At 44.8% G+C, this 12,306-nt stretch carries 9 protein-coding genes; 2 read left to right on the top strand and 7 right to left on the bottom strand.

Annotation, left to right across the window (positions count from 1 at the left end):
* Positions 1-9: 9 nt before the first annotated feature.
* The 6 genes from CF168_RS01775 to yjjG all read right to left on the bottom strand — a co-directional run bounded on the left by CF168_RS01775 (position 10) and on the right by yjjG (position 8,733).
* A complete protein-coding gene (locus CF168_RS01775; RefSeq protein WP_089066769.1) occupies positions 10-1,281 on the bottom strand; it encodes a restriction endonuclease subunit S in 1,272 nt (423 codons plus the stop codon).
* The gene (locus CF168_RS01770; RefSeq protein WP_089066768.1) at positions 1,274-2,998 is read right to left on the bottom strand and encodes a type I restriction-modification system subunit M; all 1,725 of its coding nucleotides are present in this window, start codon (positions 2,996-2,998) and stop codon (positions 1,274-1,276) included. The genes CF168_RS01775 and CF168_RS01770 overlap by 8 nt, the downstream gene beginning before the upstream one ends.
* Positions 2,967-5,447 (bottom strand): N-6 DNA methylase, encoded by a 2,481-nt coding sequence (locus CF168_RS01765; RefSeq protein ID WP_089066767.1) that lies wholly within the window; start codon positions 5,445-5,447, stop codon positions 2,967-2,969. The genes CF168_RS01770 and CF168_RS01765 overlap by 32 nt, the downstream gene beginning before the upstream one ends.
* A 375-nt stretch (positions 5,448-5,822) precedes the next feature.
* Positions 5,823-5,978, bottom strand: coding sequence for a hypothetical protein (locus CF168_RS22275; protein WP_157705910.1), 156 nt, complete (start codon positions 5,976-5,978; stop codon positions 5,823-5,825).
* A gap of 9 nt (positions 5,979-5,987) precedes the next feature.
* Positions 5,988-7,613, bottom strand: a complete 1,626-nt coding sequence (locus tag CF168_RS01760; RefSeq protein WP_206191652.1) for an anti-phage dCTP deaminase — start codon at positions 7,611-7,613, stop codon at positions 5,988-5,990.
* Between the two features lie 403 nt (positions 7,614-8,016).
* A complete protein-coding gene (gene yjjG, locus CF168_RS01755; RefSeq protein ID WP_089066766.1) occupies positions 8,017-8,733 on the bottom strand; it encodes a pyrimidine 5'-nucleotidase in 717 nt (238 codons plus the stop codon).
* Positions 8,734-9,091: 358 nt separating this feature from the next.
* Between yjjG and CF168_RS01750 the strand changes: the two genes are divergently transcribed.
* Both CF168_RS01750 and CF168_RS01745 read left to right on the top strand, forming a co-directional pair.
* On the top strand, positions 9,092-9,982 hold the full coding sequence (locus CF168_RS01750) for a LysR family transcriptional regulator (protein WP_089066765.1): 891 nt from the start codon (positions 9,092-9,094) through the stop codon (positions 9,980-9,982).
* Positions 9,983-10,122: 140 nt separating this feature from the next.
* Positions 10,123-10,788: a sulfotransferase family protein gene (locus tag CF168_RS01745; protein WP_089066764.1), complete on the top strand. Its 666-nt coding sequence runs from the start codon at positions 10,123-10,125 to the stop codon at positions 10,786-10,788.
* 20 nt (positions 10,789-10,808) lie between these two features.
* On the opposite strand, the gene CF168_RS01740 is transcribed toward CF168_RS01745, so the two are convergent.
* Positions 10,809-12,233 (bottom strand): MFS transporter, encoded by a 1,425-nt coding sequence (locus CF168_RS01740; RefSeq protein WP_089066763.1) that lies wholly within the window; start codon positions 12,231-12,233, stop codon positions 10,809-10,811.
* Between the last annotated feature and the right edge of the window lie 73 nt (positions 12,234-12,306).

The following is a 12,306-nucleotide window of genomic DNA, read 5'->3' as shown; positions in this document are numbered from 1 at the left end:
TCGTCCTTGCTAGTCGATGGTAACCCGCACCTTACCCGTTAGTAGATCCTGCATGAGGGCTTTTTTCATCAAATCTAACTGTTCTAGTCGTCCTAGTTTTGTATTCAAATTATCATCTATAGATTTCAGCGTTTTAGCTATCAATAGCTGTTCTGATTTACTAGGGACAACCACAGGCAGCTCAGCTAAGATTGATGTATTCAAATTCAACATCGTCTGCCCAACAGCGTTCACATTTAACCACTCGATTACGGCTTTCAATGTCAGATATGCGGCGAGAAATGAGGCGTTCAGCTCGCTACTAACCCTAACTCTTAAGGCTCCGGTACCGCAAACCCATCCACTATTCTGTTCTTCAATTAAAGCGAATCTGCCAATATCACCTCGACGACTAAACAAAATATCGCCTTCAACCACTCGATGCTTATCTAATTCTTCAGCTTTTTCTTTTGATATCATCGCAATAGAGTCTTTTGAGACTCTGTTGCCCTTCATATCTTTTGGCATTACAACTGGAATGCCCGACTCTATGTACTCATGCGAATGCAACTGACTACCAAACGGTCCTGTTTGAAGTCCTTTTTCAATTACTAGCTCACCTAGCTTTTTACATCGCCACGTATTCGGAATCCTGCCAACAGGGGAATCCTTAAACTCGGTGTGCGGCTGGCCATCGATGCAGACACCTTGGGTCAACAGCTCCTGCATCATGCCGGTCTTCAGGTCTTTGAGCTTGTCGATTTGCGCCTGTGTCTTATCAATCACCTCATCCACCGAGGTCAGAATCTTGGCGATTTTTTGTTGTTCAGGGAGTGGTGGTAACAAAACATCTAGATCACCTAATATCGCAAGGTTTAACCCTGCGCGACCGCTTCCCCCAGAGACCCCTCTTAACTCTTCATAGCGGCTATCAAGATTGTGATACAAAAAATCGGGATAAACTGATTTATCCTTGACAATAATTGCAGCAATAGATTGATTTGTCGTTAACTCTATCTCACTGATAGCAACCGTTCCACGCGTTTTCCCCTGTCCAGCTAGAGCCACCAATATAGACTTTGAAGGAAACATTTTCGCACTGCTATTTTCTAAGCCGAGCGTTGTTATACAATTATCAACACTATGCACGCGTTTTTTGTGCACTTCTCCAGAAGACATCCATGGAATAGTACCATTCTCCCAATATTCAGTTACTTGCGTGCTAGGTGTTCCTCCTGCTGATAATTTAGAAGTATCTCTAACAATTTTTAACATCCAACCATCTGGAACCCGCTCACTCATAACCCAGCTCCTTGAGATAGCCTTGCATTACGCTCTCTGCGGTCGCAACCTCATCGTCGAGTTGTTTGAGTGACACGTGGTACTTGTCCCACCAGCGCTCTAATTGGCTGATGATGGCGGATGTGGCATCGTTGGCAAACTCGCGGATCTGCTCTTTGGCGGTAATTTCAGAACGGAACTGGTAGTAGCCCTCGGTCTTCAAGGTAAACACGCGGCTGACGTCAAAGCTTTGCAGGATCTCTTCTTGAATATACTCGTCTTCCACCTCACGCACTGGCACACCGCCGTGCAGGATGGCGCGGACATCAAAGATCTCTGCTGGTGGCGCGGTATCGGCATAACGGCGAATATTGAGGTTGTAGTCGTTATCGCTAATCTCACTCAGCTCAACCACTTGGGCGTAACGCTTAATGTTTTGGTAGTTGTTAAAGGTGGTGACGATTTTCTCAATATCTTGCGGGCGCAGTTTGTTTTGGTTTTTGCCCTCTTCGTACTCCAGCTCGCCATTGATAAACAGCACTTTGCCTTTACGATCGCTCGCTTTGTGTTTATTGATGATTAGTAGGCAAGCAGGAATACCGGTGCCATAGAACAAGCCAGATGGCAGACCAATGACTGCTTCCAGCAAATCATCTTCTAGAATGCCCTGACGGATCGCCTTTTCACTGGAGCCACGGAACAGCACGCCGTGCGGCATCACCACACCGACCATACCTTCGGCATTAGTGCTGGCAATCATGTGCTGCACAAAGGCTAAATCACCGGCATCTTTTGGCGGAGTGCCATAGGGGAAACGGCCAAAGCCGTCGTTATCGCACTCGTCTTTACCCCACTTCGCCAGTGAGAATGGCGGGTTGGCAATCACGCGGTCAAAGGTCATCAACTCGCCGCCTTCGGTGTGCTTAGGCTCGCGCAGGGTATCGCCCTTACGAATATCGGCACTGAGCACGCCATGCAGGAACATGTTCATCTTACAGATGGCCCATGTGTTTAGGTTCATCTCTTGGCCGAACAGCGACAGGTTACCGGGGTTCTCGCCGTGGGCCGCTAGGTAGTTACGGGTTTGCACCAACATACCGCCGGAGCCGGAGGTTGGGTCGTAGATACGCATGCCCGCTTTAGGCTTGAGTAAGGCCACCAGCAGCGATACCACTTCACTTGGGGTGTAGAACTCACCGCCCTTTTTACCCGCGCTGTCGGCAAACATTTTGATGAGGTATTCGTAAGCGGTGCCGAGCAAGTCTGGCCGCTCAAAATCTTCATTGCGCAGGCGGTATTTGCTGAAGTGCGACAGCAAGTCGCGCAGCTTTTTATCAGACAGCTTGTTTTTAATGTTGAAGTCGATAGTGACCAACACCCCTTCGAGGCTGCTGTTGTATTCTTCAATCGCTTCAGTGGCTTTGTTGAGCGTGGCACCGATATCGTGTTTAAGGTCTTTCAGCGCTGACCAACGGGCAGATTGCGGCACAAAGAAGGTTTTATCGTATTCGTCTTCATCTTGCGCCAGCGCCTCAGCTTGCTCTTGGGTCTTGCCTTTATCGAGGTAGTACCGAACCACGCTTTCTTGCGCCTCTTCAAAGGCGTCAGACAAGCGTTTTAAGAACATCATGCCGAAGATGTAGTCTTTGTACTCTGAGGCATCCATATTGCCGCGCAGGATGTCAGCGGCTTCCCACAGGAAGGATTCAAGCTGTTGGAGAGTGAGTTTCTGGGTCATTGAACAATGCAACCTTAAAATGATTCTGGATGTATCTTAACATTGAATTTCCGGTGAGTTCCGGAGAAGACGTATCCGTTCTGACATAAAATTTAGTGTTATCCATAAAAATGGGATGTGACGACGGACTACAGTCAATTCTAACAACTGTTTTATCTTCAAAAGGGACTTCCGTCAGCTTGCAGTATTGCAGGTAATCAGGGCTAATCCTTGACGCTAATTGAGCGCCAAGCTCTTGGAAATAGTTATCCATTTTATTGAACTTAAAGCGTTTACACTCAAGGTCAACGCCAAGGACTTTACCCTTGTCGTTCACACCGATTAGCAGAATGCCGCCGCTAGTATTGATAAAAGAAACAATATCTTTAATGACTTCAGCCTGCACTCCGCTATCTTTTTCAATCCTTCCTTCAGGTTTGTGAAGCTTATCGGCATTAGCAAAGAATGATTGCTTGAACTCCATCTGACGTGTCTCGCCAAAAGAGATCAAATGCTGTAAATATTTGGTATCGCTCATTGATGAAAGGGTATAAACCATTGCATCGGTGTTATCTTCAATCGCTTTGTACTGCTTTGGCTCTGTTGTCAGTTTACTGAAGAATAAATCAATCTGTTTCCTAGCAATTTCTAATTTCCCCGCGACTTTTATCACCTCTTGCTGAACTTCCAGCTTAGGGATGGGGATACTAAGTGCTTGGATGGATTTAGCTTGAAGTCGCTGGATACTTACACCAGTAGGTATTTGCCCCAACATTAACTTACCCAGTTGAGACTCAAAAAATAATTTAGCGTACTCAGATAATAATCTATCTTGATTAAATGTTAGCCGTAGGTATTCGTTAGGTTTAGGTGTCATGCTAAAACCTAGCGAAATAGCAGCATGTTCAGGTCGGGTTCGCCTTAAATAAATCGCATTTGGCGTATCTAGATTTGTATCGGCCTTAACCACTTCTATAGCATTAACCATTTTCTTATTACTTAGTGAAACTTGCTCAAAACCTTCGTGGTGACGTAAAAGCGTGGCAATCTCTCGAATTACTGGAGAATTATCGATATAGCGTTTGACGTCTAATTTAGCATCGTTGCGCAGTAACTCATCGACAGGAATAACTTTGCTAAATGCCCCCAAGGACTCAAATTTCTCAAAAGCCTCAACTACACGCTGACTTCCATCCCCCGTCAACATATTCATATATTGACCAGCTTCGAACTCTTGTGACGCATCTACAAACAGGACTTTTCCCTTTCTATCTGGGTGCTTGCTCTTATTAACAATAACCAAACACGTTGATATTGATGTCCCATAAAAGATCCCCGGAGGGAGTGCAATTACAGACTCCACCAAATCACAACGAAGAATTTCCTCTCTAATCGCCTGTTCACTATTACCACGAAAGAGTGCGCCCAAAGGCATGACTACAGCACCTAAGCCTGTGTCGTTTAGACTAGCAATCACATGCTGTAAAAATGCTAAATCAGCAGAACTTTTGGGAGGAAAGCCAAAACTAAACTGGCCGAAATTATCAAAATAGTACTCTTCAGGATTAGTCAGTTTTAATGAAAAAGGAGGATGACAAAGTACACGGTCAAATCTTTCTAGCCGATTTTCTCTGACATACTTTGGAGAGATTAATGTGTCCCCACATTCGATTCGAGCATAGAATAAACCGTTTGCAATAAGGTTCATCCTGCACACAGCCGCAGTGCTATAGCTTAACTCCTGACCAAATAAGAGTAAGTGGTCAGCGAGCCTAGGTGTGGAATTTTTTCTTAGATATTCGTCAGCTTGAATCAGAGCACCGCCAAACCCACAGGTTGGGTCATATACACTCATTTTTGCATTTGGCTTAATCAGATGAACCATAAGGCTGACAACTTCTTTTGGCGTATAAAATACACCGCCTTTCTTCCCCTCGGCATCAGCAAATCTCTTAAGTAATCCGCTAAAAAGCTGTGGGAAATCATCTGAATAATCCGACGCTAAGTCTAACGAACTAAAAAAGTGAATAAGGCCTGCCCAGAAGCGATTTATAGCTTTCTCATCGGCATGATTAAAGCTCTGACAAAAATCGACTGAAGTTAGAACTCCTGATAGCCAAGGCTGATATCGTTCAATAGACTCCGCAACTCGGTTTAGTTCGTTTCCAAGATGGAAAAATGGATTAATATTTACAAGTGATGCCCAACTTGTAGATAGGGGGATGAAACCTGTCTGATACGCATTAGGTTCTTCTGCAAGTACTTCTGATTTATCTAGGGAATGGCCTTGTTGAAGAAAAGTTTGAGTTATCTGTTCACGTTCGAGCAAAAAACGATCAGACAAATACTTGATGAACATGAGACACAGCACTTGGTCTCTGATTACTGAATAATCAAGGTTCCCGCGATGCTCAGTAATCCCTTTCCATAAAACAGTTTCTAGTTGCTGAAGTGATATCTTTTTGCTCATTGATCCATACGATGATTGATTAGTCCTTTCCCTATCCTAACACTTAAGGCTTGTATCACTCCGTGCAAAATTTAACAATTTGACCTGTTAATAAAAAAATCATTTATGTGATTCATAACAACATCCGCACAAATAACACATAGATGACGACGTTAATATTGGCCTAGATGTACGTCGACTAAGAGAACATTCTGCTTCTCACATACCTAAGTTAATTTTTCCGCTTTGAATACATGAAGTTATTATGAGAGCAATATCTTTGATTACAGAAGTAAGGTAAGAAGGGAGTACTTTAGAAGATTTAGACTAACAGTTGTCCATAGTGACGAGTATGTAAACGAAAGGAGCCGCAGCATTGGCGGCTCATCGAAGGGGTTAAGAGTGAACTGCACCTCTTAACTGAGCCTGCGCCTTCTTAGGCTCAGATACTCTCTGGTTGATCAGCTGCTGTTGCCATTGTGGCCATTGGGAAACTTTTTGATTAACTTTCTCAACGTGTCTTAACAATGCTTGGTTATCAACCTTTTTCATAATGCAGCCTTATTTTCCTGATGTGTATTTATTATAAATATCTAGTTGTTTTCCAAGGATAAAAGTAGATATATCTTCTTTTGTGATGTAACTAAAATCATTCTCAGCTAATCTCAGCTTAGCTGATTCTTTGTGCCAGTCTAGCACTTTTCCATCAGAATCCTTCCTTTTAATTTTTCGACCACTCCCCAAGTTCATAGAGAATAAATTGAGAAAACTTCTTGGTCCAACCCCAACAAACGGCTCAAAAGCCACCTTATCAGATGACTGTTCTTCCGAGATTGAATCACTATGAAACTCAAACGCTTTACTTTTAGCATACGGTTCAACATAAACAACCCGCATCACTCCTGATGCAATGATATGCTTAGCACAGTTATGACACGGAAAGGTTGTACAGTACAGCGTTGTTCCATAGGTACTATTATTTGAACGACCACATGAAAGTATGGCTTCCATCTCTGCGTGTACGATTCGCCCATACTCAGTAATGTCTTTTAAACCAGTTTTAGCTAACTGGTAAGATAGAGCTTTTTTGAAAGATCCTTGTGATTCTTGTGAAAAAGATTTGGTCTCAGTAATGCTATTCAAATCTATGTTTTGAACAATGTCGCTTAACAGCTCACTTATCGTTTGCTTGTTTGTATCAAAACCTCTGGTGTAGTCACGTCCATCATTAACATCGACATAATGAGCTTGCTTTTCATCTCTTATCGGCCAGTATAGACCGCCATTGGCTTTAGGAACGTCATTAGCACCAGTTGAGATAATGTTACTATCTTTAGTCAGTACGGCACCGACTTGCCTAGAAAGGTCTGCTGAACGAACTGACGCTGCGAACGCCATATACATCGCGAATTCATCGAATGTTGGAGTGGTATAAGGATGACCAAAGATTAACTTAAAGACTCGTTCAATATCAGCTCTGTTTTTGTCAGCGTTTTGATCTTCGTTAATAAAAAAGTCTGACAAATGAAAGGTGTCTCGAGTATGTTGGCCATGCCCATCTTTCTCTTGAGCATCTCTTTCGATCAATTGGTCAATTATTCTGTTTGAATCAGCGCTTCGTCTTTTTGCTTCTAATGTACTTCTACGTTTTTCTTCACTAGCGTGTATGCCCAGAACAAACAACCTGTCCCCATAGGCATCTCTAAGAACTTTGACTTCATCTGGGTGTTTGAGAGACCTTATTATCCATGCATGTTTATCAAGCGGTTTAGGCTCTTCATGCTCGCCTTTACTGGCTCTCATTTCAGCTATTTTAGCAATCGCAGCATGAGCTAATGCTCCATTATCACGGCAAATATCACGATAACTATTCCCTGCTGTCATCATGTGGTTAATAGATGCTAGCTTAGTTAACGCTCTTTCAGGTGGATTAATACTTTTAAGAAAGTCAGAGGAAACTCTGATGGAATTGACAGAAAAATCATATAAATCTAACTCTTCTTCAATTAAACGGATAAAGTGACCTAAATCACAGCCAACAGCCGAAACAAGAGCAATCACGAGCTCTTGAGGCGTTTCAGAATGTTCATTTCCATCTTTCTTGTTAGACATATGTTTATTAATTTTATGTTTTTGAGAATCGTGAAGTAAAAACAAACTTTGGTCAAATATTAAACCTAAAAACATTATCCTACGTGGTAAGTTAACTATCGCGACAAAAAGTAACCCTGCGAAGGATTACGAATGTAGCATGCAGATAAGCAAACTTAAATTCCTAGACAATCGCTGGGTAAACAGCATGCTAAATAGCGAATACGAATTAAGTACAGTAGGAACAAGGATAAACACAATCGCTCCGTAGGTTTCAGAAACTAATCGCTCGATGTTTGTCGAAACAACAAGCCTTCACGTAATAACCTCCAAACAAACGGTTACTAAATAAATAAAAACATTTAAAAAAAACAACAAACCAATTGATTTTAAAAACATTTAAGTAATCAATCAATAAGTAGATCCAGAACGTGGAATAGTGTTGCTTGTGTGATCTAAAAACAAAAGCCCTTTTAAAGGGCTTTTGGTTTTTTAGAGGCTAGCCGAGTAATGGCATGAGTTTCTGCTGTAGCTCATGATGGGAGGCGACTTGAAAGTGCGGGCGAATACCTGCGGGGGCTGCGTGTCCATGGACGTTATACCAACAGGTGTGAAATCCCGCGTTGATGCCGCCTTGAATATCTGAATGCGGGTTATCGCCCACCATCAACACCTGTTCGCGCGCTGGCTGGCCCATCAACTCGAGGGCGTATTCAAAGATACCAACATCGGGTTTAGCCATACCCACTTTTTCTGAAATCACCAAAATATCAAAATGATGCTGTAAACCAGTGCGATCTAAACGCACTGTCTGTAGCTCGGTAAAACCATTGGTGATGATCCCCATTTTGGCTTTTCCCTGCAGCGCGGCCAGCAATTCACGGGCGCCGGGCAAAGGCGCACAAATCTCGGCCATCGCCGTTAAAAATGCACTGTTTAAGGTTTGCGGGGTCAGCGCAAGCTTTGCCGCCCATGGCTCGAAACGTATGGTTTGCAGTTCGGCGGCGCTGATCTTGCCATCCTGATACGCAACCCATAACGGCTTGTTTACACTTTGATATTCTTCGAAATCGGTACGAGTAAAATCGACGCCAAAACCTGAAAACATACGCTTCAGCCCTTCGAAAGCATCGAAATAAAAGAGAGTTTCATCTGCATCAAAAAGCACCCAAGTATAGGGTAAAGCGGCAGCATGATTCGGGGTTAAAGATGACATACGACTCCTAACAACACACTAAAGGCACGGCTTAATCCGTCAAGACAAGCAGCACAGTACTATACAACACCCAAAATCTAACGCGAAGGCACACGAAAAACAGAGCATAGTTAGCAAGTCTATCTGCCAATAATGCTTTAGCGCCTTCAACTCCAAGGGAATAGGTTTTTAGTTGCAAAATAGTCTACTATCTTGGTTTAAGATTGATAATACCGCATACATGAAACCCATTGTTGAGCATATCTCAACAGTAATTAGATTAGGCACCTGTTTCCAGAGAGGAGCTCCAAAACGGGTTATCATCGCCGCTGATCGGCCTGAGCATAAAAACTCACAGCCACAACATTGGAGCCCTTTAATGGATCATTTTTCTGCCCTGCCCATTTTTGTCACTGTAGTGGAATGCGGTAGCTTTTCCGCCGCAGGACAAAAACTTGGGCTGAGCAAATCGGCCATCAGCAAGCGTATTACGCAACTGGAGCAACACTTAGGAATTCAACTATTACAACGTACCACTCGCAGTTTGAGCCTGACGGATGCTGGCGCGCGCTATTTCGAATATATTCGCCCCGCAGTGCTGCTTACCCAAGAAGGATTGGATGCAATCTCCGAGCTGCAGCAAACGCCTAAAGGCAATCTGCGAATTTCCGTGCCTATGGTGTTTGGCCGCTTGTATATTGCACCTTTAATCGCTGAGTTTTTAAAACGTTACCCCGATATTCAGCTGCAAATGCAAATGGATGATAAGACCACTGATTTAATCGCAGGCGGCTTCGATCTAGCTATCCGTATCGGCGAACTGCCCGACTCCAGCCTTATCGCCCGCAAAATTGCCCCTTGTTTCAGCGTGATTTGCGCGTCCCCCGCATATCTAGCGCAGCACGGTTTACCCATGGTTCCTAGCGAGCTAACTCAGCACAACTGTTTGTTTTACAGTTACTTTCAAGATGGTGTGGAATGGAGCTTCCAGAGTCCCGATGGCATGCAACGCATCCAACCCAAAGGGAACTATCAGGTTAATAATAGTGATGCCATCCATCGAGCCTGTCTCGATGGTCTTGGCATCGCCAACCTACCACGCTTTATTGTTGAGTCCGATCTACAGGCAGGGCGTTTACAAACGATACTGGCTGACTTTTCACTCCCCGAACACGGTATTTATGCCGTATATCCGCAGCGAAAATACCTCCCAACCAAAGTGACGGTATTGATTGAGTTTTTACGGGATAAACTGGCAAATACCGACTAAGCCTCTTTAAAAATGCGCCGGAAGCAAATCCCAAAGCTTGCGCAGTAGACAGATCCTCAACTACCGACAAATCACGCTCGCTAAGATATACTGCGCGGTACTTTCATCGCGCCACACGCATTCACTAAGAGCCATTGTCCATGTCCTCACAGCATTCTCATCCTGAATTCGTCGATAAGCTGATTATCATAGGGCTGCCCCGCACTGGGACGACGAGCGTAAGTGTGGCGTTATTGGAGCAAGGCTTAAAAGTGGCGCATATGGCGTTTACAAAAGAAGCCTTTATGCAGGCGGATGCGATTTCCGATGCGCCTTGCTTTAGCGATTTCAAACAGTTGGATGGATTATTCCCCAAAGCCAAGTTTGTCTATCTTGACCGCGAGCTAGAATCTTGGATGCCGTCGATGCAAATGTTACTCAGTAGAATGCTGCCACATTTAGATGTGCAAACCGGCCGATTCCACCCGATTATGAAACGCAGTTTTCGCCATAGCTTTGGCGTAGGTGTAGTCGAAAATCCGCAAGATACACAACATCTTATCGATTGTTATCAGCGCCATAAACAAAGCGTGTTCGACTATTTTGCCCGCCGAGATGACTTCTTATCACTCGATGTAAGTCAGCAAGGCGCCCTCGGCCAGTTATTAGCATTTATCGGATTGACCTGCGCCGAAGACCAACAGAACTTTCCTAAGCTCAATGTCGGCCGTAATGTCGCCAGTTGGGATGAATATAAACATCCGAATAAGATCAGCGCTAATGCCTCGGGGCCGGAAAAACGTAAGTTCTTCGATTATAAGCTTTAAAAACCTAACGGATAGTAAAGCTAGTCAGGGGTATTTCGGCGTTTTACCACAGTTAACCAGTCGAGACTCACGCCCGAAATCGCGTTAAAACCGCGGATACGGAAGATAAGCTGCAGCAACTGCGGCCTAGGCCTGACTTTAGGTTCGACCGAGCGCGGAATAAACCACAGCGTCACAAATGCGCGCAGTATGGTCGACACCAAAAACACCACAAAAATCGGGCTACTGAGCCAGCTATTCCAACCTGACCAGACTAAAAAGTCTGCCGCATGGGAGGCTATCGTGCCACCGACCATGGCTCCCACAAACACCAACCCTGCGCTGAGTGACGCTTGCAGCGCCGCATAGGTCGCAAAATCACTGCGAAAGGGACGAATATCATAAAGGTAATTGGCTGTGCTCAGGGTAAAGCCGCTCCATGCTAGGCCCGAGAACGCCTGAATGAGGAGAATATACAGATAGTTATCGGAAAACAGCCATAATAACGGCAAGCTTGGGATCATGCAGCTGGTGATAATCATCACCAAACGATTACCAAATTGATCGCTAAATCGCCCCCAAAACTTCAGCGTCACAAACTGAGTCGCTATCGATGCCACACTGGCTAGCACAAATTCAATGTAGCTAAACTTCAAATCTTCCAGCATATACACGGCGAAAAACGGCGCCGAGATGGCCACCATCGCCTGCATACTGGCTACAAATAGGCTGTATTGGCGGAAGGTTTTATCCTTCCATGCTCCGCGAAAATTGCGGATAGTTTGGATAAATACGCCCCGCTGCTTGGCTTCGCGCGGATCTGGGTCGTGCATTTGCAATAACAACCAAGCCGAGACAAAACGCCCCATAGCCGCTATCGAAAACAACAAGGTAAAGCCTAACCAGGCCATTTGCAGCGAATCGGTAAAGGTAAGAATGCCACCGCCCACAAAAAATACGCTTAAGGATGCGCCCATGGTTAAGCGGGTACGCGCCGCAAAAAAGGCGCCACGGCGACGCTCGGGCACGATAGACCCCATCCAAGCACGCCAATGGGGTTGGATAAGATTGATAAACCCGTGGTATCCCACGGCGAGCGCGATAAATATCCATACCGCATGTTCGGGACGAAAGGCCGCTAACGCGCCCATTCCCAATACCACCAACGCCTGCAAAGCTGCGCAGTAAACGATAAAACTACGGCGGGAAAAGTGACTCGCTAACCAGACCGAAACCAGCTGCGACATCGCCCCGAAAAGCTGTGGCAAACCGGTAACAAAGCCCATTTGTGCAAGACTGGCACCGAGAAAAATTGCGTAAGCATTGAAAAAGTTATCGCTCGTCGCCGTCATCATCGACGAAGCCACGGCTTCCTGCTGCGAGCGACGCAGGGTGCATCTTAACCAGAGATTTCTAGCGCTACGGCGCGAACACGTTAATGCAGTGGGAGCTTCGAGGGTGCCCATTCCAAGCCAAATCCATATGAGACTAAAGGGTTTTGATGTTGCAATTATGTCTTATATAAGCCAAAAACAAAAC

It is taken from the genome of Shewanella bicestrii (assembly GCF_002216875.1).
In the GTDB taxonomy this organism is placed as follows: Bacteria; Pseudomonadota; Gammaproteobacteria; order Enterobacterales; family Shewanellaceae; genus Shewanella; species Shewanella seohaensis.
The sequence above is the reverse complement of the archived record's forward strand: the minus strand, read 5'-3'. Positions and strand labels throughout refer to the sequence as shown.